A 21,194-nucleotide genomic window follows, 5' to 3' on the forward strand; every position below is an offset into this window, starting at 1 on the left:
AGGGGTCTTTCTCCGCGCATTCGAAGACAGCTGGACTCGCGGAGACAGACCCCTCACCCGTCTCGCCGCTGCGCGGCGAGCCACCCTCCCCCACAAGGGGGGAGGGAAAAAGGCCGCTCAATCCAGCTTCGCGTCCATGCCCCGCTTCACCGCGGGACGCGCCATCAGCGCCTCATACCAGCGCTTGACGTTGGGAAAATCGGCCAACTCAACCTTGTGGCGAGGGTGGCGCCAGGCCCAGCCCAGGATGGCAAAATCGGCAACCGAGAGGTCGCCGGCGACGAAGTCGTGGGCCTCTAACCGGCGGTCCAGCACGCCGTAGAGCCGGCGCGTCTCCGCCATGTAGCGCTTCAGGCCATAGGCGCGATCCTGCTCGTTCTCGAGCGCGATGAAATGGTGCACCTGGCCGGGCATCGGGCCGAAGCCGCCCATCTGCCACATCAGCCATTCATAGACGGGGATGCGCCCGGCGAGCGATTTCGGCAAGAATTTGCCGGTCTTTTCGCCGAGATAGAGCAGGATCGCACCGGACTCGAAGATGCTGACGGGCTTGCCGTCCGGCCCCTCGGGGTCGACGATCGCGGGGATCTTGTTGTTGGGGCTGAGCTTCAGGAATCCCGGCGCCATCTGCTCGCCCTTGGTGATGTTCACCGGGACCACCTTGTAAGGCAGCCCCATTTCCTCCAATGCGACCGAGATCTTGCGGCCGTTCGGCGTGTTCCAGGTGTGCAGCTCGATGGTCATTCAGGCATTTCCTTCCCCGAGATATCTGGCATCCAACTACTCCAGAAGGTTGCACCCCCACAACTGACGGACCGGGATGGCCGATCCCTGTTGACTCGACCGGTCCCCTCTGGAATGTCGCGGCCGTCGCGGATAAATTCCGCCACCTCCAAAAAGCCCCGAGGGACCGCCGTGTCGAAATCTGCCTCCCGCGCCCGCCTGTTCGAAATCATCCGCCGGCGCTCCTTCGGCCGCGGTGACGTCACGCTCGCGTCGGGCCGCAAGAGCGATTTCTACTTCAACCTCAAGCCGACCATGCTCGACCCCGAGGGCGCGACGCTGCTCGCCGAGCTGACCTATGAGGCGCTGAAGGACGACCAGCTCGACTTCATCGGCGGGCTTGAGATGGGCGCGGTGCCGCTGGCCGGCGCGCTGGCGCAGATCTCCTGGATCAAGGGCCATCCAATCGCGGCGTTCTTCGTGCGCAAGAAGCCGAAGGAGCACGGTGCGAAGCTCGCGATCGAAGGTCTGCCCAAGGGCGAGACGCTCGAAGGCAAGCGCGTCGTGATCGTCGAGGACGTCACCACCACCGGCGGCTCGGCGATGAAGGCGGTGGAATCCGTACGCGAGACAGGCGCCGAGGTGGTGCTGGTGCTGACCATGGTCGACCGCGAGGAAGGCGCCACCGACACGTTTGGTGCGGCCGGCCTGCCGTTCCGCTCGCTGTACAAGGCGTCGGAGTTCCTGAAGGCTTAAGGCCGCGAGACAGTCCGTCCATGCCCGGGCGTTGCCCGGAAGCAACCATCCGCCGGAAGCTGTGCCCGGCCTTGAAGAGGTCACGGCCTCGACTTGAAATCGCCTCCGCTCAACTGCTCATTTACCATCCAGCACTATGGTGAATCATGTGCCGAGACCTCGGAAGGTTCCGGCCGGTTCAGTAGCGTCGGAGTGAGCATTGCGTACAGCCTTGTCCCATGCGCGTCGCGCGATGCTTGTGGCCGCCAGCCTGGCGGCCCCGCTGCTTGCGGTTCCAGCCCCGGCTTCGGCCGAAGGCCTGTTCGACTTCTTCTTCGGCGGAATGCAGCGGCCCCGGCCGCAGCGTGAGGTTCCGCAGCAGTCGAACTCCTTTGCCGATCCCTTCGCCAGCCAGCAGAATCCCGCAAACCCGCAATATGTGCCCCCGACACGCGCGGCGGCGGCCGGCGGCTCCGGCCCGGCCTTCTGCGTGCGCACCTGCGACGGCAAATATTTTCCGCTGATGCGCGGCCTCGCCTCGCCCGCTCAGATGTGTCAGGCGTTCTGTCCTGCCACCACGACAAAGGTCTATTTCGGCTCTTCGATCGACGGCGCCGCTTCGCAGACCGGCGAGCGCTACGCCGACAGCGAAAACGCGTTCGCCTATCGCAAGGCGCTACGTGCCGACTGCACCTGCAACGGCCGTGAGCCGGTCGGCCTCGCCCCGGTCGATCTCGCGCTGGATTCCTCGCTGAAAGCCGGCGACGTGATCGCGACCAGCGACGGCCTCGTCGCCTATACCGGCATCCGCGTCGGCAATGACCAGGCTGCGGACTTCACGCCGGTTGCCTCCTACCCCGGCCTCACCGCGCAGGTCCGCGCGCGGCTCGGCGAGATGAAGGTGGCACCGGTGCGCGCGGAGACGGTCGCAGCAGATGCGCCGGCCTCAGTCGAGATCGTGCGCGAGGCGCTGCCTGACGTGACGGTGCCGAAGACCCCAGCACAGAAGCCGGCGAAGCGGGCGGGGCTGGACTAAGCCCGAACTGAATCAAAAGTCGTCATTGCGAGCGCAGCGAAGCAATCCAGTCTGTCACCGCGAACAGATTATGGATTGCTTCGCTACGCTCGCAGTGACGGAGAGTGCTGCGTCACCTTCCGATGATCACCCCGATCACGTTCGGCGCCGCCAGATATTTTTCCTCGATCGCCGCGCGCGCGGCGGCGCGGTTTTCCTGAGTCAGCAGGCCGCGCTTCTCGGCCAGGATCATCCAGCAGAAGCCCCACCAGTCGGTGAGCATGCCCGCCTCGCCGATGAGATCGTAACCCTGCTCGGCTGCGAAGATGCGCGCATGCGCTTCGTCCAGCGTGTCGAGGAACAGATGATCCTCGGTCGAGAACAGATCGTCGCTGACGTCGTCGATGGTGTAGCCCCAGATCGACTGGCACACCGCGTTGAACTCGCGGTCGAACTGGTCGTCATCGACCGCGTAGCGCCGCGCGGCCTGATGCAGCCGCGACAGCGAGCGCGCGAAATCGGCGATCCGGGTGAGGGCAAATTGATCGAAGGCGATGGTGGACATGTAGTCCTCGCAAAGTCTGACGGACGCTAGATATTGTGTCGGCAACGCACCGAATCACAATGATATATCAAAGACTTGCCAAAGTGTTCTTAATTTGTTCCGGAACAGGGGACAAAGTCCGACCGGCGGAATCGAAAGGGGTCGCCTCGCAGCGACCCCTTTGCCGGTTGCAATCGTGTTCGGGATGAAATCCAGCCCCGGCAATTGGCAAGTTAGAGGTACCTATGAACTTAGGCGATTCCGGATAAGTACTGGACGTAGTCCTGTCCTATTTTCCGTTGCCGGGCCCGATGGATCCGGTTGGCACGAGGCCGGGATCTCAACAACAGCGCGAGGCCGCAATGGCGTGGACGCGGCGGTCACCGAGCAGATGGGCGACAAAGCCATTGCTGGGAAAGATCCTTGCGAACGCGGCATCGCGGATGCTGAGACCGCCGGCATAGGCGCCGAAGGCGGGCATCACGGCGCGCATCCCATCGCTGGCGAAGCAGCGGCGTTCCATCGAGCGGCCGCGTGCGGAGACGCGCGCCTTCGGATGCAGATGGCCGGCGATCTCGCCGCGCACACCTGTTGGCTCATGACGGAAGGTGATCGGGCCGATCGCGACTTCGTCGGCGATGGTCCCGCCGAGATCGCGCGGCAGCATGGGATCGTGATTGCCCGAGATCCAGATCCAGTCGCGGCCGGTCTGGAGCGCGGCGACAGCATCGCGATCGTCGGACGACAACCGCTCATGCGCGGTTCGGTCGTGAAAACTGTCGCCGAGCGCGATGACCGTTCGGGGATTATGGCGGGAGATGACGGCAGCGAGACGGCTCAGCGTTGCCAACGTATCGTAAGGCGGCAGCAGCACACCGCGCGTGGCGAAGCTCGACCCTTTTTCCAGATGCAGATCGGAGACGACGAGCAGGCGCTGCTCTTCCCAGAACAGCGCGCCGGAGAGATCGGCGTGGAGCGCGATGCCAGCCACATCCAAAGTGCGTGTCGATGAGATCGATAGCGCCACTTGCTCCGTCATGGCCGGGCTCGTCCCGGCCATCCACGTTCTTGCCGCGGAAGCAAAGACGTGGATGCCCGGGTCAAGCCCGGGCATGACGATGTGGATGGAGTTGCGCGCACCACTGGTAAAATTCTCTACGACATCGCCTCTTTGACCAGCTCGTCGGCGGCCTCCGCCAGGAGCTCGTCGCCAGCTTCGCCATAGACTGACTCGCGGCCGATTTCCAGCATCACGGGGACGGCGAGCGGCGAAACGTGATCGAGTTCCCGATGCGTGATGCGGCCCTGGATGCGGGCAAGCATGGCGCCGAGACGGCGCAGGTCGAGCAGGCCGGTAGCGGCATCAGCACGGGCGGCGCGCAGCAACACGTGATCGGCCTGGTGCTTGCGCAGGACGTCGTAGACGAGATCGGTCGAGAACAGCACCTGGCGGCGGCTCTTGTCCTCGCTGGTGAAGCGCCGCTCGATCAGGCCGGAGATCAGCGCGCAATTGCGGAAGGTGCGCTTCATCAGCGCGGATTCCGCGAGCCAGGCTTCGAGATCGTCCCCGAGCATGTCCGGGTTGAACAGCGCGTCGAGGTCGAGCTGGCCGTTGCGGATCATGAAGGAGGCATCGCCAAGCCCCCAGATCGCCACCGCATATTCATTGGCGACGAAGCCGAGCGGCCGGGCGCGCATCCGCTCCAGCCGCCGCGTCAGCAGCATGCCCAGCGTCTGGTGCGCGAGCCGGCCCTCGAAGGGATAGCAAATGAGATAATGCTTGTTGCCGCGTGGAAAGGTCTCGACCAGCAGTTCGCGCACGCCGGGCACACGTGAGACGTCTTTCTGCAACGACAGCCAGTCGCGCACCTGTTCAGGCAAACCATTCCATGCACGGCGATCATCGAGCAGGCGCCGCACGCGCTCGGCAAGATAGGTCGAGAGCGGAAATTTGCCGCCCATATAGGACGGCACTTTCGGGTCTTTGTCGTTGGCGCGGGAGACATAGACCTGATCCTCGGCCAACGCCTCATAGCGCACGACTTCGCCGCCGAACACAAACGTGTCGCCGGCGGTCAGGCCCTCGATAAAATATTCCTCGATTTCGCCGAGCACGCGGCCGCCGCGCGCTATGGCGCCGGTCGAGCCGCTGCCGGTGGAGCGCCCACGAACGAGCCGCACCTTCAGCATCGGCTCCTCGACGATGGTGCCGACATTGAGACGATAGCTCTGCCGCACCTTTGGATTGGCAACGCGCCAGCGGCCCTGCTTGTCCTGCCTGATGCGGGCGAAGCGCTCATAGGTCTTCAGCGCGTAGCCGCCGGAGGCGACGAAATCGACGACGTCGTCGAAATCCTGCCGGGCGAGATCTGAGTAAGGCGCGGCCGTGAGCACCTCGCCGTAGAGATCATCGCTCAGAAACGGCTCGCCGCAGGCGCAGCCGAGCACGTGCTGGGCCAGCACGTCGAGTGCGCCGGTGCGCAAGGGTGACGTATCCTGCGCATTCTCGGCGATCGCATCGATCGCGGCGCGGCACTCCAGCACCTCGAACCGGTTGGCCGGCACCAGCACCGCGCGCGAGGCTTCATCAAGGCGGTGATTGGCGCGGCCGATCCGCTGCATCAGACGCGAAGAGCCTTTTGGCGCGCCGATATTGACGACGAGATCGACATCGCCCCAGTCGACGCCGAGGTCGAGCGAGGAGGTGCAGACCACGCCGCGCAGTCTGCCCGCCGACATCGCGTCCTCGACCTTGCGGCGCTGGGCGACGTCGAGCGAGCCGTGATGCAGCGCGATCGCGAGGTTGTCGTCGTTCATGCTCCAGAGATTCTGGAACAGCATCTCGGCCTGGCTGCGGGTGTTGACGAAGACGAGCGTGGTCTTGTTGGCCTTGATCAGCTCGTAGATTTCAGGAAGCGCGTGGCGCGCGCTGTGGCCTGCCCAGGGCAGGCGCTCGCGCGTATCCAGCATCTCGACCAGCGGCGGCGCGGCACCGCCGGCGACGACAATGTCGGCGGCCGCCTCCTTCCCGCCGGGCTGCGGCACCAGGAAGCGCGCAAGCTGGTCCGGCTCGGCCACGGTCGCCGACAGGCCGATCGCGCGCAGCTGCGGCGCCAGCCGCCAGAGCCGTGCCAGACCCAGCGAAAGCAGATCGCCGCGCTTGGACGTCACCAGCGCGTGGAGCTCGTCGAGCACGATGCGCTTCAAGGAGGAGAACAGGAACGGCGCGTCGTCGGAGGAGAGCAACAGCGCGACCTGCTCAGGCGTCGTCAGCAGGATATCGGGCGGATAGCGCCGCTGGCGCTGCCGCCGCGACACCGGCGTGTCGCCGGTGCGGGTCTCGACCTTGACAGGCAGCCCCATCTCCGCAATCGGCCGCTCGAGATTGCGGGCAATATCGACGGCGAGCGCTTTCAGCGGCGAGATGTAGAGCGTGTGCAGGCCATCGCTGCGGCGAACATCGCGGCCGGTGGAGACGAGGCTTTGCTTCGTCCTTCCGTCCCGCTCGACCGGCTGCGTCGAGAGCTCCACCAGCGTCGGCAGAAATCCCGCCAGCGTCTTGCCCGCGCCGGTGGGCGCGACCAGCAGTGCGGAACGATCCTCGCGCGCCTTGTCCAGCAGCGCGAGCTGATGCTCACGCGGCGACCAGCCGCGGGCCGCGAACCACGCCTGGAAGCGGTCGGGCAGCAGCGTGGCCGGCTCGGCCGGAATTTTGAGGATGCGGGGCGGCACGGCATCACAGGTAAGCCGTGGGGGTGGGTTCGTCGAGGGGTGGAGATGTGAATAGCGGGGCGCCCCTTTTCCCTCTCCCCTTGCGGGAGAGGGTGGCTCGCCGCGACAGCGGCGAGACGGGTGAGGGGTATCTCTCCGCGCGTCATTCTCCTTCGAGTACGTGGAGAAGACCCCTCATCCGGCGCTTCGCGCCACCTTCTCCCACAAGGGGAGAAGGAAGAAAGCGCGGCCTACTCCGACATCGGCTTGTCGGAGATGTCCCAGTCCTTGCCGCTGAAGGTGGAGATGAAGAGCGTCTTCATCGGCGTGTAGTCCTCGGGCGTGTAGCTGTAGGTGACGCCGTCGAGGAAATAGGGCGAGTGGAAGCCTGCGAGCGTGGACGCCTGCTTCAGCACGTTGGCGCGGGTGAGATCGTCGCCGCAGCGGCGCAGGATCTCGCCCATGGTGACGGCCTGGCCGTAGCCGGCAAACGCGATGGTGTTGTCTTGATCGATCGCCGGCGTGTACTTCTTGCGCAGCTCCTCGAACGCCATCACGTCGGGGTCCTTCTCCCATTTGGGCAGGCCGACCTCCTTGTTGTAGCGGATGGCGACGATGCCGGTGGCGTTCTCGAGGCCTGCTGCGTTGAGGATCGAACGACCGGTCGAACCGGCTGACAACAATTGCAGCGGCTTCCAGCCGAGCTCGGCCACTTTGCGGATCGACTGCGACGACGCCTTGCCGGTGGAAATGTTGTAGAAGACGTCGGCGCCCGATTTCGAGAGATTGATGAGCTGGGAATCGACGGTCGGATCGGTCAGATCGTAGGTCTGCTCCATGATCACCTGCGCGGTGCCCCCGGCATCCGCCAGCACCTTCTTGAACGGACCGAGGAAGTCACGGCCGAAATCGTCGTTCTGGTAGAGAATGCCGACCTTGGCATTCGGCTTCACGCTGAGGACGTGCCGCGCCAGGATGCGCGCTTCGGTCGGATAGAGCGGCAGGCCCGCCATCGTCCATTTGAACTCTTTTGGATTGTTCCACTTGGACGCGCCGGTGTTGAGCAGCAGTTGCGGCACGCCTTTCGAATTCAGGTATTTGTGCACGGAGGTCTGCGGCGCGGTGCCGAGCGAGCCATAGAGCGCCAGCACCTCTTCCTGCTCGACCAGGCGCCGCGTCGCCTCGACGCATTTCGGCGCGCTGTAGGCGTCGTCCATGGTGAGGAACTTGACCTTGCGGCCGTTGATGCCGCCCTTCTCGTTCAGCATCTGGAAATAGGCTTCGCCGATGCGGCCGAGCACGCCGTACAGCGAGCCGGGCCCGGAATGCGGCACGGTCTGGCCGATCTTGATCTCGGTGTCGCTGGCGCCCGCATCGTATTTCTTCTCCGCGGCCCAGACATACGGCGCAGGCAAGGTGGATGGGGCGATGGTGGCGAGCGCGCCGGCGCTGAAATCGCGCCGCGTTGGATTCTTCGTCATTTTTTGTTTCTCCCTAGCGCCCGCATTGTGCTGGCATCGCAGCGCGGGTCGCAAGTGGGAAGTCGCAGCTCAGCGACGCAATGACGCTTAAATCGCGGGGCTTTTAGCGCCTAAACTCAAGTTTTCTCGGCGACGACGACGAGGCCGCGCACCGGCTCGTTGTTCTCGATGCGTGGCGATGCCGGCTCCAATGTCAGCAGCTTGAGCCCGGCCTTCGCCATCGCACCACGCACATATTCCGCCGAATGGGCATAGCGCAGGCCTTCGCCGAGCACGATGCCGCTGCCGTCATGCGTCTCCAGCGTGAAGGCGAGCACGCCGCCGGATATGAGCACGCGCTTCGCCTCGATGAGCACTGGCGCGAGATCGGAGAGATAGACGAAGGCGTCTGCGGCGACGACGAGGTTCGCGCTCGCATCGGCCTTGCCGCGCAGGCCTTCGATCATGTCGGCGACTTCGAGTTCGGCATAGAGTTCGGTGGCGCGCGCCTCCTTGATCATGCCGGGCGACAGATCGATGCCGATGAAATGATCGACCTGTTTGGCGAAGGCGGCGGCCGCGAGCCCGGTGCCGCAGCCGAGATCGATGGTGCGCTTGAACAAGGCCGGCTTCTTCGCGACGACGCGCGCGGCCACCACCGCCTTGAAGATCAGCGACGGTGCGCGATAGTCGAGATCGTTGATCAGCGTGTGCTCGAAGCGCGGCGCGTACTGGTCGAACAGCGCCTGCACGTAGGCCTTGGGCATCTCGGACAATTGCTCGTCGCCGAGCCGTATCAGATGCAAATGGGCGCCGTGCTGATCCTCGGGATCGGACTCGCGTGCTTTGCGAAATGCTGCGATGGCCTTGTCACGCTCCCCGAGCTGGCTGCGGATTTCACCGAGCGTGAACCACGCGGACGTAAAATTGGGCGCGAGCTCGATCGCCTGCTCGATGAGGTCGGCGGCAGCGGGCAGATCGCCCTTGAGCTGGAGGTCGCGCGCGAATTCGAAACGGCGGTCGGCCATGAGATCGCCGGAGGACTGGAACAGGCGCAGGGGCATAGGAACTCGGCTCGTCATCGCCGGGCTCGACCCGGCAATCCATCAAAAAGGGAACTGTTTAAAAGGATGGAGGCGCGGGTCCCGCCTCCGCCAATTGGCTTCGGCGGGCTTTTACACCGCCGGGCCGGCGAAGCCTAGCGGAGACGGCAAGCCCGCGCATCACGGGTTCATTTGGGGTGGCCGCTCCCTATATGACGCATATGCGTCCGCAAGACATCCTGCTGCCAACTGCTGACGGCCTGTGCTGCAAGCCCGGCACCTTCCACATCGACCCTGTCCGCCCGGTCGAGCGGGCCGTGATCACCCACGGCCATTCCGACCATGCCCGCGCCGGCCATGGCGCGGTGCTGGCGACGCAGGAAACGCTGGACATGATGCGGCTGCGCTATGGCGAGAACTTTGCCGGCTCGACGCAAGCGATCCGCTATGGCGAGGAGATCCGGCTCGGCGACGTGCGCGTGAGGTTTCACCCGGCCGGTCACGTGCTGGGCTCGGCGCAGATCGCCGTGACCTGCAAGGACACCTGCATCGTCGCCTCCGGCGACTACAAGGATGCGCCCGACCCGACCTGCACGCCGTTCGAGCTCGTGCCCTGCGACGTCTTCATCACTGAAGCCACCTTCGGCCTGCCGGTGTTTCGCCATGGCGATGCCGCCGGCGAGGTGAGGAAGCTGCTGGCCTCCGTTGCATTGTTTCCCGAGCGCGCGCATCTCGTCGGCGCCTATTCGCTCGGCAAGGCGCAGCGCGTGATCGCGCTGTTGCGACAGGCCGGCTATGACGCACCGATCTACCTGCATGGCGCGATGGAGAAGATCACCGAGTACTATCAGAGCCGCGGGATCGATCTCGGCGAGCTCAAGCCGGTGCTGGGCGTCAAGAAGGCGGCGCTCGCCGGCACCATCACGCTGGCGCCGCCGTCGGCCACCTCGGACCTCTGGACGCGGCGCTTTCCCGACCCCGTCACCGCCTTTGCCTCGGGGTGGATGCGGGTGCGTGCCCGCGCACGGCAGCGCGGCATCGAGCTGCCGCTGGTGATCTCCGACCATGCCGATTGGGATGGCCTCACCGCGACCATCGCGGCGACCGGCGCCAGCGAGATCTGGGTGACGCACGGCCAGGAAGACGCACTGGTGCATTGGTGCAAGTCGCAAGGTCTTCGCGCGCAACCGCTCGATCTCGTCGGCTATGGCGACGAGGAGGAGAGCGAGACACCGCTTCAAGATGAGGCCGAAGCATGAACCGCTTCGCCGAACTGCTGGATCGCCTCGCCTACGAGCCCGGCCGCAACAACAAGCTGCGGCTGATCACCGGCTATTTCCGCGAGGTCGGCGATCCCGACCGCGGCTACGCCCTGGCCGCGCTGACCGGCGCGCTGAGCTTCAAGCATGCCAAGCCCGCGCTGATCCGCGATCTGATCGCGGCGCGCACGGATGAGGTGCTGTTCGGGTTGTCTTACGATTACGTTGGCGATCTCTCGGAGACGGTGGCGCTGATGTGGCCGCGGCGGGTGCCCGGTCATGACGAATCTTTTCCGGGCCACCCCTCTCCCCCTCCCTCCCCCGCAAGGGGGGAGGGAGCGCAGCGGAGCGCGCGGCGGCCGGTGAGCATCACGACCGACAGTGATTCAGCGAGTGATGGAGGCACCACTCTCTCCGTTCCCTCCCCCCTTGCGGGGGAGGGGCAGGGAGAGGGGTACCGCGGGCGGGATGCTCATGAGTCCACACATCCAAGCAACCACAACAACCCGCCGCCCCCAACCCTCACCGAGGTCGTCACCACGCTGCGCACGCTCGGCAAGACCGAGCTGCCAAAGCAGCTCGAACGCTGGCTCGACGAGCTTGACGAGACCGGCCGCTGGGCGCTGCTGAAGCTCGTCACCGGCGCGCTGCGCATCGGCATTTCCGCGCGCCTCGCCAAGACTGCAGCCGCAGCGCTTGGCGACAAGGACCCGCATGAGGTCGAGCTGATCTGGCCGGGGCTCAGCCCTCCCTATCTCGACCTGTTCGCCTGGCTCGAAGGCCGCGGCGAAAAGCCGGTCAATCGCGATCCCGCGCCGTTCCGGCCGGTGATGCTCGCGCACGCGATCGAGGACACGGATTTCGCCGCGCTTGATCCCGCCGACTACATCGCCGAATGGAAATGGGACGGCATCCGCGTGCAGGCGGTGGCGGGCCGCGATGAGCGCGGGCAGATCACGGCGCGGCTCTATTCGCGCACCGGCGAGGACATCACGGGGAGCTTTCCGGATCTCGTGCCGTCGCTGCGGCTCGCGGGCGCAATCGACGGTGAGCTTCTGATCCTGCGCGAAGGCCGCGTGCAGAGTTTCAATGTTCTGCAACAGCGCCTCAACCGCAAGGTCGTTTCGCCGAAGCTGATCAAGGAATTTCCGATCCATTTGCGCGCCTATGATCTGCTCGGCGACGACGCGAACGATCTGCGCGAGCTGCCTTTCGCGGAGCGGCGCGAACGGCTGGAGACGTTCATCGGCAAGCTCGACGATCCCCGCATTGACCTGTCGCCGACCGTGCCTTTCGCAAGCTGGCAGGCGCTGACCGCGGCGCGCGCCGATCCCGCGAGTGCCGGCGCGGGTGCGGATGCTGATGCCGTCGAAGGCGTCATGCTGAAGCGGCGCGATGCGCCTTACCTGCCGGGGCGGCCAAAAGGCCAGTGGTGGAAGTGGAAGCGCGACCCGCACATCATCGATGCCGTGCTGATGTATGCGCAGCGCGGCCACGGCAAGCGCTCGTCCTATTACTCCGATTACACCTTCGGCGTCTGGACCGAAGGCGAAGCCGGCGAGGAGCTGGTGCCGGTCGGAAAAGCCTATTTCGGCTTCACCGACGAGGAGCTCTTGCAGATCGACCGTTTCGTCCGCCGCAACACCACCGAGAAATTCGGCCCCGTGCGCCACGTCGTGCACGAGCGCGACAAGGGGCTCGTGCTGGAGGTGGCGTTCGAGGGGCTGCAGCGTTCCCCGCGGCACAAATCCGGCGTCGCCATGCGCTTCCCCCGCATCAGCCGGCTGCGCTGGGACAAGCCGCCGCGCGAGGCCGACCGGCTGGAAACGCTGGAAAAGATGCTGAAGGCTGACGAATCCCTACCAACAATTAAGGTTGCAGCGTCCGCCGACAGCCATTGACGAGGGAATGCGGGTTCCCCATGTGCCCCGCCGTGACCTATAATGGGGTCGAATCCCCGCGAGGAGTTTTGAGATGGTCCAAGACGTCAGAGATTTGCCGGCCGGCCGCAGCGATGGGCTGAACCGCTTTCTCGGCGGCTCGCCGCTGGCGGTCGCGTTTCGCCTGGTCCTGCTCTCGATCCTGGTCGGCGTCGTGCTCGCCGCGATCGGCTTCGATCCCTGGAATATCATCTACAGCATCCGCTTGCTGTTCCAGCGCCTCTGGGATCTCGGCTTCGACGCGGTGAACTGGCTGTGGCGCTACTTCCTGCTCGGCGCCGTCATCGTGGTTCCGATCTGGCTGCTCTCGCGCGTATTCGGCGCGCCGCGCAACAGGTAAGGATTTGGGAGCCCGCAGCCGATGCAGTTACGCTTTGTCGGCTGCGGCGACGCCTTCGGCTCGGGCGGCAGGCTCAACACCTGCTTCCACGTCTCGGGGCGCGCGGCCAACTTCCTGATCGATTGCGGCGCGTCGGCCCTGCCGGCGTTGAAGCGACTCGAGATCGACCGCAACGAGATCGACCTCATTCTCATCACGCATTTCCACGGCGACCATTTTGCCGGGCTGCCGTTTGTCCTGCTCGATGCGCAATTCTCGCGGCGGACCCGGCCGCTGACGATCGCGGGCCCGCAAGGCCTCGAGACGCGGCTCGCCCAAGTGATGGAGGCGCTGTTCGAGCACTCCTCGAAGACCAAGCAGCGCTTCGAGCTGAACGTCATCGAACTCGCGCCTGGGCAAAGCCAATCCTTCGGCGGAGTGAATGTAACGCCCTACCCGGTGGTGCACGGCGAATCCGGCGGGCCGCATCTGGCCTACCGCGTCGAGGTTGAAGGCCGTACGCTCGCCTACAGCGCCGACACCGAATGGACGGAGACACTCATTCCGCTGGCGCATGGCGCGGACCTTTTCATTGCTGAAGCCTATATGTACGAGAAGGTGGTCAAGAACCATCTCAGCCTGAAGACCTTGGAACAGCATCTGCCAGCAATCGGCGCGAAACGCCTGGTCCTCACCCATATGAGCGACGACATGCTGTCGCGCCTGGACGACGTACCGCATCTCGCCGCCGAAGACGGCATGGTGCTCGTGTTCTGACATGCACGCGCCCGTTCATCCCAGGATCGGCTCCCGCCAGGTGTTCGCCATTGCCGGTCCCGCGATGGTCGCGAACCTCACCACGCCGCTGATCGGCGTGGTCTCGACCACCGCGATTGGGCGGCTCGACGATGCCGCGCTGCTTGGCGGCGTCGCGATGGCCTCCGTCATCTTCGACTGCCTGTTCTGGCTGTTCGGCTTCCTGCGCATGACCACGCTCGCCTTCACGGCGCAGGCGCTGGGCGCGGGCGAGACGCGCGAGGAGACCGTGATCCTGGTGCGCGGCTTCATCGTCGCGGGCCTGATCGGCGCCGCGCTGATCGTGCTGCAACTGCCGCTGGCCGCCGGGCTGTTCGACCTGATGGGCGGCAGCGAAGGCGTCACGCGCGCGGCAAAGACCTATTTCATGATCCGGATCTGGTCGTCGCCGTTCGCCTTCGCCAACTACGTCATTCTCGGCTGGCTGGTGGGGCAGGCGCGCGCCAATCCGGCGCTGCTGCTGCAGGTCGTCATCAACCTCATCAACATGGCGGCGACGATCTTGCTGGTGCTGGTCTACGACACCGGCATCGCGGGCGCGGCGATCGCCGCACTGATCTCGGAGACGATTGGCTTCGTGCTCGGCGTGATCGTCTGCCGGCGCTATGCGGATGGCGGCTTTGCGGTGCCCCTTGCCACGCTGCTCGACCGGGCAAAACTGATGCGGCTGCTGGCGGTGAACTCCGACATCATGATCCGCACCGCGGCGCTGATCGCCGTGTTCCTGTTCTTCACCGCCAAGGGCGCACGCGCCGGCGACGTCACGCTGGCGGCGAATTCCGTGCTGAACAATTTCCTGCTGGTCAGCGCGTTCTTCCTCGACGGTCTTGCGAACGCAGCCCAGCAGCTCTGCGGCCGCACTTTTGGCGCGCGCGATGCCAGGGGCTTTGCGGACTCGACACGGCTGGTGCTGCTGTGGGGCCTCGGCTTCGCGCTGGTCGTCGCGGTGCTGTTCGCGCTGTTCGGGCCGAACCTGATCAATGTCATGACAGCGAGCGAGGACGTCCGCCGCGCCGCGCGCGAATTCCTGCCGTTCATCGTGCTTGCGCCGATCCCCGGCGTGTTCGCGTTCGGCTTCGACGGCATCTATGTCGGCGCGACCTGGGCACGCGAGATGCGCAATCTGATGCTGTTATCGTTCACGATCTTTCTCGGGGCCTGGTGGGCGCTGCAATCGTTCGGCAATGCCGGGCTGTGGAGCGCGCTGATCGCCTTCTACGTCGCCCGCGGCGGGTTGCAGGGCGCGCGCTATCCGGCGCTGTATCGGGTGACGTTTCCGAAATCGTAGATTCGTAGCCCGGATGGAGCGCAGCGAAATCCGGGGTCTTCGTGCTCGCGGAAAGATTCCCGGATTGCGCTGCGCTCCATCCGGGCTACTGGACGGTGGCTACATCCCCGGCCAGTCTTCCGCCGTGAGTGTCGCCGCGTCGGCGCCGACGATTTCGGACAGCGAATCCCGCCCTGTCCGCAGCAGCGTCGAGGTGAGATCGCGTTTGATCTCGTCGACGAGGCCGAGGCCCTTGTAGACCAGCGACGAATAGAGCTGGATCAGGCTCGCGCCGGCGCGGATCTTCGTCAGCGCGGCGCCGCCGGAATCCACGCCGCCGACGCCGATCAAGGGGAACGCGCCCTCGACGCGCACATAGGTCTCCGCGACCATGCGCGTCGACAGGCGGAACAGCGGCCGGCCGGACAGACCACCCTGCTCCTTGGCGCGCATTTCCTCGCGCAGCGTGCTCGGCCGCGCGATCGTCGTGTTCGCCACGATCATGCCGTCGACCCGGCGCGAGCGCGCCACCTGCACGACGTCGTCGAGCTGGGCGAGGCTCAAATCAGGCGCGATCTTGAGCAGCACCGGCGTGTCGCCGGCCTTCTGGCGCACCCGCTCGCGCGCGTCGATCACCCTGGCGAGGAGATCGTCCAGCAGCGCACCTTCCTGCAAATTGCGCAGACCCGGCGTGTTCGGCGAGGAGACGTTGACGGTGAAATAGCTCGCGACCGGCGCAAAAGTCTCGATCAGCTTGACGTAATCGCCAACGCGATCCGGCGAATCCTTGTTGGCACCGACATTGACCCCGACGATGCCGCCGTGCTGCGCGCGCGCCGCGAGCCTGCGCAGCGCGACTTCCGCGCCGTCATTGTTGAAGCCCATGCGGTTGATCACGGCCTCGTCGCGCTCCAGACGAAATAGCCGCGGCCGCGGATTGCCGCTTTGCGGCTTCGGCGTCACCGAACCGATCTCGACGAAGCCGAAGCCGAGCCGCAGCAACGCATCCGGCACCTCGGCGCTCTTGTCGAAGCCCGCGGCCATGCCGATCGGATTGGGGAAGTTGAGCCCGAAGGCACGCACGGCGAGCTTGGGATCGTCAGGCCGCGGCTTGACCGGCGGCAGGAAGCGCAGGCCCTGGATCGCGAGGCGATGCGCATCCTCCGGATCGAGCCAGCGCAGCACCGGCAGCGAAAAGGCGTCGAAGGCGCGGATCACGGGTTAAGCTCCGGAACGTCGTGGCCGCCATCGGAGCGCATGTTGAGATTCATCACCGACAGCACCGCGCCGAGATCGAGCTCGCCATAGAGGTGCGGAAACAGCTCCTCATTGCGCGAGCGCTCCCAGCGCAATGCGCTGCCGAGCGCGTCGCCGTCGACCTCGACCAGGAACAGCGCGCGCTGCCCGAAATAGTGCTTGCGCAAGGTCTCGGGAACCTGGGGCGCGGTCGAGAAATGGATGAAACCGTCGCGCGAATCGTCCGCGCTGCCCCGGTAGACACCCTGCCGTTCCGCCTCGCGCCAGGCCGAGGCCGGACAGATTTTGTAGATCTTGACCACCGCTCACGCAGCCCTGTTTGCTCTTTGAGTCTTTTGGGTTTTTTCGTCTCGTGCGGGTCCTCAAAACCCGGGCGCGACCGTAATGGCCGCCCCCTCCGAACTCAAGGCTTAGAGCCATTTCCGTTCCGATGAAATCGGAACGGGGCTTTAAATTCTTGTTTTGACGCGTTTTCTTGACGCGAACCGGTATCCGCTTCGCTTGAAAATGCTTCTCCCGCCACCCCTTGCGCGAAAAACGGAAAACCGGTTGATTTGAGGACAGTTTTCCTGAGTTGCGACGGGCTGGACCTTCCATGGTCAGACAGGCCAAAGCGCAGAGGATACTGACTCACGACCAGATCTGGGGAGCGCTGGATCGGCTGGCGGAGCGTGCCGGCCTGTCGCCGTCCGGCCTCGCCAAGCGGGCCGGGCTCGATCCCACCACCTTCAACAAGTCCAAGCGTGTCACCCCCGACGGGCGCGAGCGCTGGCCATCCACCGAATCGATCGCGAAAGCGCTGGCGGCGGCCGGCTCCTCGATGGACACCTTTGCCGGGTTGACCGGTGACGACGCCAGCGACGGCCGCTCGGTGCCGCTGCTCGGCCTCGCACTAGCCGGCGCGAGCGGAGCTTTCGACGAATCCGGCTTTCCATCCGGCAAGGGCTGGACCGAACTTGCGTTTCCCACCGCCGAGGACAGTCGCGCCTTTGCGCTGGAGATTTCCGGCGATGCGCTTGCCCCGGCCTATCGCGACGGCGACGTCATCCTGATCTCTCCCCGCGCGCCGATCCGCAGAGGCGATCGCGTGGTGGTGAAGACCAAGGCGGGCGAGGTGACGGTCGCGACGCTGAAGCGCCGCACGGCAAAGGCACTGGAATTGCAGCCGCTCGATGCATCGCAGGCGGAGCACACGATGGCGCCGAGCGACGTCGGCTGGATCGCGCGAATCGTGTGGGCGAGCCAGTGATTGCGTCGTGACTGGACCATGACGCCGGCCGCGCCGCTTCTCGCCCCGGCGACCTTGCGACTCACCACCCCTCTCGCATAGGTTGCGGCCGATTTTGCCGATCAAATTCATCGCAGGGGGATATGATGAATCGCCGTCACGCATTGAAGGCCCTGGCGGGTCTCGCGCTTTGTCCGCTGTGCAAGCCGGCCTTTGCCGCCGAAGGCACGCATTGGAGCTACGAGGGCGCCGGCGGCCCGGCCAAATGGGGCGATCTCGACGCGGCCAACAAGGCCTGCGCGGTCGGCCTGCAACAATCGCCGATCGACATCGAGGGGACGATCAAGTCGCAATTGCCTGTTCTGAAGCTGAACTGGGGCAAGAGCGCCGACACCATCGTCAACAACGGGCACACGATCCAGCTCAACTTCGCCGAAGGCAGCACGCTCACGCTCGGCGACGTCAAATACAAGCTGCTCCAGGTGCACTTCCACCGGCCGAGCGAGCACATGATCGGCGGCAAGAACTTTCCGATGGAAGCGCACTTCGTGCATCGCAACGATGCCGGCGGGCTCGCCGTGGTCGGCGTGCTGATGGCGGAAGGCAAGCCGAACACGGCCTTCGGCAAGATCGTCAAGACCATGCCGGCGGCGGAAGGCCCCGCGGTGAAGGCCGATGCAGCGATCGATCCCCACGCCATGCTGCCGCACAGGCTGAGCTACTTCCGCTACTCCGGCTCGCTGACGACCCCACCCTGTTCGGAGGTCGTCGAATGGCTGCTGCTGACCGACCCGATCCAGGTGTCAGCCACCGACGTCGCTGCGTTCGCAAAGCTCTATCCGATGAACGCGCGCCCGGTGCAGAAGGACAACCGGCGCTTCGTGCTGCGCTCGATCTGAGGCGCGCTTCAAATCTGTAGCCCGGATGAGCGTGGCGACATCCGGGCTACGTACGGCATCTACTACGCGCTTCGCGCCAGCGCACCGTCGATCATGTTCACCGCGTTCTGCACGCCGTAGACCGCGACGAAGGAGCCGAAGCGCGGGCCCTTCTCCTGGCCGAGCAGCACCTGGTAGAGCATGTTGAACCAGTCGAGCGTCACGCCCGGACGGCCGTCCTTGCCCTTCTTGACCTGGTCGAGGAACGGCTCGCGGCGGCCGATCTCGTAGACGACGTTCTGGATGTCCTCGGCCGAGGATTCCTGCGGAAGCTGCGACAGCGCATCGCGCAGATCCTGCAACGCGGCGCGCTCAACCTCGGTCGGCTCGCGGAACTGCTTCGTCGGCGCCACGAAGTCACGATAATAGTTGATGGCATAGCCGACCATCGCATCGAGCTTCGGATGCGTCTGCGGGCTGACGCCGGGACGATAGCGACCGATGAAGCCCCACAGCGTCTCGGCATTCTCCGCATTCGACGACGACACCAGCGTCAAGAGGAGCTGGAACGTGACGGGCATGTCGCCCTTCGGCGGATGGCCGTTGTGGATGTGCCAGACCGGATTGCCGAGCTGCTGCTTGCCATCCTGCTTGGCAAAGCCATCGATGAACTGCTGGTAGTCGTCGACATTGCGCGGGATGACATCGAAATACAGCCGCTTGGCCGCCTTCGGCTCGCGATACATGAACAGCGACAGCGATTCCGGCGAGGCGTAGCGCAGCCATTCGTCGATGGTGAGGCCGTTGCCCTTCGACTTCGAGATCTTCTGGCCCTTGTCGTCGAGGAAAAGCTCGTAGTTGAAGCCTTCGGGCGGCGTGGCGCCGAGCGCCCTGGCGATCGCGCCTGACAGCTTCACGGAGTCGATCAGATCCTTGCCGGCCATCTCGTAGTCGACGCCGAGCGCGACCCAGCGCATCGCCCAGTCGGCCTTCCACTGGCACTTGACGTTGCCGCCCGTCACCGGCGTCTCGACTTCCTGGTTGGTATCGGGATCGACATAGGTCACCGTGCCGGCCGCGACGTCGCGGCGGATCATCGGCACTTGCAACACGACACCGGTGGTCTTGCTGATCGGCAGGAACGGCGAATAGGTGGCGCGGCGATCGGGGCCGAGCGTTGGCAGGATGATCGCCATCACCTTGTCGTAGGCAGCTAACATCTTCAGCAACGTCGCGTCGAAGCGGCCGGACGTATAGTAGTCGGTCGAGCTCGCGAACTCGTAGTCGAAGCCGAAATGATCGAGAAAGGCGCGCAGGCGCGCGTTGTTGTGGTGCCCGAACGACGGGTACTCGTTGGAGAACGGATCCGGCACCCGCGTCAGCGGCTTGCCGAGATGCGCGGCCAGCATCTCCTTGTTGGGGACGTTGTCGGGCACTTTCCGAAACCCGTCCATGTCGTCGGAGAACGCCAGCAGGCGCGTCTTGATCTTGTCCTCGGTGAGCACACGGAAAGCATGGCGCACCATCGAGGTCCGCGCGACCTCACCGAACGTGCCGATATGCGGCAGGCCGGACGGGCCGTAGCCGGTCTCGAACAGCACCTCGTCCTTCGGGCTTTTCTTCAGCCGCGCAACAATGGCCTTCGCCTGCTCGAACGGCCAGGCGTTGGATTGTTCGGCGAGCGCACGCAGATCGCTCGGGTTCGCGGCAAGATCGATGACAGACATTCAGGGGCCTCCGGGCCGCGGAAAATAGCGATTTCCGGGCAGAATGCAAAAGTAGCAGCGCCTTTATCGTGGAATCGTAGGGTGGGCAAAGCGAAGCGTGCCCACCACTGCCAAAGACGGTGGGCACGGCGCTAGCGCGCCTTTGCCCACCCTACGGCACTAAAACGGGCTCACCGAAAAATACCGCAGCCACAGATCGGTGTAGCGGCCTTTCTCCCAGACGCGGAACAGGGCCCAGTTCAGGGCCTGGCGCAGCACGTCGTTGCCCTTGCGGACGGCGATGCCGATGCCCTCGCCGAAGAAGCGGCTCTCGACGAAGGGGCCGCCGGAGAAGGCGCAGCAATCGCCGGAATCCGTGCCGTTGATCCAGAACGCCAGCGAGATGGCGTCGCCGAAGATGAAGTCGACCTCGCCCTTGCGCAAGGCGGCGCGCATCGCGTCGTCGTTGGGATAGGGGTGCAGCTCGGCGTCGGTGAACATCGCCTTGAGATAGGCTTCGTGCGCGGAGCCGGCGATGACGCCGACTTTCTTGCCCTCGAGGTATTCGGGCCGGATCTCCGGCATCACCGCATCCTTGCGCGAGGCGAAGCGCGCCGGCACGCGGTAATAGGGATCGGTGAAATCGACGCGGACGCGGAGCTGCGGACTCACCGCCATCGAGGCGATGATGGCATCGCCCCGGTTGGAGGAGAGCGCGTCGACCAGGGTCTCGAAGCGGCGCATCTGCACCGTGCAGGTGACCTTGATCTCCTCGCACAGCGCGCGGGCGAGATCGACGTTGAAGCCGGCCGGATTGCCGTCGGCGCCGGTGTAGTTGAACGGCGGATAGTCGGTCTCGGTCAGGAAGCGGATCACGGTCAGGCGCGACAGGTCGGGCCGCTCCGGCCGCCGCCGCGGGTCCCAGAAGCCGGGCACGGCCTGCGGGGCAGCCTGAGGCGCGACCTGCGGCGTGGCCTGGGGTGCCGCCGGAGGCTGCTTGGCCGGGGCCTGGGCCTTTGCGGAGGGCAGGCCTGCGAGCAGACATGCGCAGGCGACCAGCCCGGTCAGGACGCGGCGCACGGTTTTGGACGATTTTGCCTGTCGCGACGGGGCCATCGGCGGGAAATGAACGAATTTCGTTGGGATCGGAAGGCGTTATAGACCATCCCGCCGGGAACGCGAGCGCCGATTGCGGGATGGGTAAAGGTCTCTCAGCCGTCATGCCCGGGCCCGTCCCGGCCATCCACGGACTTTCTCGCCCGCCCAAGAACGTGGATGGCCGGGACAAGCCCG

19 protein-coding genes are annotated in these 21,194 nt (G+C 65.2%); 9 read left to right on the top strand and 10 right to left on the bottom strand.

From position 1 onward, the window contains the following. Positions 1-117: 117 nt before the first annotated feature. The gene (locus AB7531_RS40695) at positions 118-744 is read right to left on the bottom strand and encodes a glutathione S-transferase family protein (RefSeq protein ID WP_038959906.1); all 627 of its coding nucleotides are present in this window, start codon (positions 742-744) and stop codon (positions 118-120) included. 171 nt (positions 745-915) lie between these two features. On the opposite strand from AB7531_RS40695, the gene pyrE reads away from it, so the two are divergent. Next, complete coding sequence (gene pyrE / locus AB7531_RS40700) at positions 916-1,479, top strand: orotate phosphoribosyltransferase (RefSeq protein ID WP_014491354.1); 564 nt, start codon at positions 916-918, stop codon at positions 1,477-1,479. A 232-nt stretch (positions 1,480-1,711) separates the two neighbouring features. Beyond that, positions 1,712-2,494, top strand: coding sequence for a DUF2865 domain-containing protein (locus AB7531_RS40705; RefSeq protein WP_038959907.1), 783 nt, complete (start codon positions 1,712-1,714; stop codon positions 2,492-2,494). A 112-nt stretch (positions 2,495-2,606) separates the two neighbouring features. Here AB7531_RS40705 and AB7531_RS40710 read toward each other — a convergent pair whose 3' ends face one another. The 5 genes from AB7531_RS40710 to AB7531_RS40730 form a co-directional block, all read right to left on the bottom strand. Further along, positions 2,607-3,038 carry a hypothetical protein gene (locus AB7531_RS40710; protein ID WP_014491352.1) on the bottom strand — a complete coding sequence of 144 codons (432 nt, stop codon included), beginning with the start codon at positions 3,036-3,038 and terminating at the stop codon, positions 2,607-2,609. A gap of 319 nt (positions 3,039-3,357) precedes the next feature. Beyond that, positions 3,358-4,056 (bottom strand): ligase-associated DNA damage response endonuclease PdeM, encoded by a 699-nt coding sequence (pdeM, locus tag AB7531_RS40715; RefSeq protein WP_063985921.1) that lies wholly within the window; start codon positions 4,054-4,056, stop codon positions 3,358-3,360. A gap of 116 nt (positions 4,057-4,172) precedes the next feature. Then, a complete protein-coding gene (locus AB7531_RS40720; RefSeq protein ID WP_063979844.1) occupies positions 4,173-6,749 on the bottom strand; it encodes a ligase-associated DNA damage response DEXH box helicase in 2,577 nt (858 codons plus the stop codon). Between the two features lie 230 nt (positions 6,750-6,979). Next, complete coding sequence (locus AB7531_RS40725; protein WP_063979845.1) at positions 6,980-8,209, bottom strand: ABC transporter substrate-binding protein; 1,230 nt, start codon at positions 8,207-8,209, stop codon at positions 6,980-6,982. A gap of 116 nt (positions 8,210-8,325) precedes the next feature. Further along, positions 8,326-9,252 (bottom strand): class I SAM-dependent DNA methyltransferase, encoded by a 927-nt coding sequence (locus AB7531_RS40730; RefSeq protein WP_063979846.1) that lies wholly within the window; start codon positions 9,250-9,252, stop codon positions 8,326-8,328. A gap of 200 nt (positions 9,253-9,452) precedes the next feature. Here AB7531_RS40730 and AB7531_RS40735 point away from each other — a divergent pair, with 200 nt between their 5' ends. The 5 genes from AB7531_RS40735 (at position 9,453) to AB7531_RS40755 (ending at position 14,853) form a co-directional block, all read left to right on the top strand. Beyond that, entirely contained in the window at positions 9,453-10,490 is a 1,038-nt protein-coding gene (locus tag AB7531_RS40735) for a ligase-associated DNA damage response exonuclease (RefSeq protein WP_063979847.1), read from the top strand. Beyond that, complete coding sequence (locus tag AB7531_RS40740; RefSeq protein WP_063979848.1) at positions 10,487-12,391, top strand: cisplatin damage response ATP-dependent DNA ligase; 1,905 nt, start codon at positions 10,487-10,489, stop codon at positions 12,389-12,391. The genes AB7531_RS40735 and AB7531_RS40740 overlap by 4 nt, the downstream gene beginning before the upstream one ends. 73 nt (positions 12,392-12,464) lie before the next feature. Beyond that, positions 12,465-12,770 carry a DUF6460 domain-containing protein gene (locus tag AB7531_RS40745; protein WP_063979849.1) on the top strand — a complete coding sequence of 102 codons (306 nt, stop codon included), beginning with the start codon at positions 12,465-12,467 and terminating at the stop codon, positions 12,768-12,770. Positions 12,771-12,791: 21 nt separating this feature from the next. Further along, positions 12,792-13,526 carry an MBL fold metallo-hydrolase gene (locus tag AB7531_RS40750; protein ID WP_063979850.1) on the top strand — a complete coding sequence of 245 codons (735 nt, stop codon included), beginning with the start codon at positions 12,792-12,794 and terminating at the stop codon, positions 13,524-13,526. 1 nt (position 13,527) lies between these two features. Beyond that, a complete protein-coding gene (locus AB7531_RS40755) occupies positions 13,528-14,853 on the top strand; it encodes an MATE family efflux transporter (protein ID WP_441280275.1) in 1,326 nt (441 codons plus the stop codon). Positions 14,854-14,952: 99 nt separating this feature from the next. Here AB7531_RS40755 and AB7531_RS40760 read toward each other — a convergent pair whose 3' ends face one another. Then, a complete protein-coding gene (locus AB7531_RS40760) occupies positions 14,953-16,050 on the bottom strand; it encodes a quinone-dependent dihydroorotate dehydrogenase (RefSeq protein ID WP_063979852.1) in 1,098 nt (365 codons plus the stop codon). Further along, complete coding sequence (locus AB7531_RS40765) at positions 16,047-16,391, bottom strand: DUF952 domain-containing protein (RefSeq protein WP_063979853.1); 345 nt, start codon at positions 16,389-16,391, stop codon at positions 16,047-16,049. The genes AB7531_RS40760 and AB7531_RS40765 overlap by 4 nt, the downstream gene beginning before the upstream one ends. 293 nt (positions 16,392-16,684) lie before the next feature. On the opposite strand from AB7531_RS40765, the gene AB7531_RS40770 reads away from it, so the two are divergent. Both AB7531_RS40770 and AB7531_RS40775 read left to right on the top strand, forming a co-directional pair. Then, positions 16,685-17,338 carry a S24 family peptidase gene (locus AB7531_RS40770; RefSeq protein ID WP_063979854.1) on the top strand — a complete coding sequence of 218 codons (654 nt, stop codon included), beginning with the start codon at positions 16,685-16,687 and terminating at the stop codon, positions 17,336-17,338. A 125-nt stretch (positions 17,339-17,463) separates the two neighbouring features. Further along, entirely contained in the window at positions 17,464-18,216 is a 753-nt protein-coding gene (locus AB7531_RS40775) for a carbonic anhydrase (RefSeq protein WP_063985922.1), read from the top strand. A 62-nt stretch (positions 18,217-18,278) separates the two neighbouring features. Here AB7531_RS40775 and AB7531_RS40780 read toward each other — a convergent pair whose 3' ends face one another. Together AB7531_RS40780 and AB7531_RS40785 are read right to left on the bottom strand one after the other, a co-directional pair. Next, the gene (locus AB7531_RS40780) at positions 18,279-19,922 is read right to left on the bottom strand and encodes a lysine--tRNA ligase (RefSeq protein WP_063979855.1); all 1,644 of its coding nucleotides are present in this window, start codon (positions 19,920-19,922) and stop codon (positions 18,279-18,281) included. 159 nt (positions 19,923-20,081) lie between these two features. Then, on the bottom strand, positions 20,082-21,017 hold the full coding sequence (locus AB7531_RS40785) for a transporter substrate-binding domain-containing protein (RefSeq protein ID WP_063979856.1): 936 nt from the start codon (positions 21,015-21,017) through the stop codon (positions 20,082-20,084). Positions 21,018-21,194: the final 177 nt, after the last annotated feature.

It is taken from the genome of Bradyrhizobium sp. 63_E2_N1_3 (assembly GCF_052076005.1).
Taxonomy (GTDB): domain Bacteria; phylum Pseudomonadota; class Alphaproteobacteria; order Rhizobiales; family Xanthobacteraceae; genus Bradyrhizobium; species Bradyrhizobium barranii.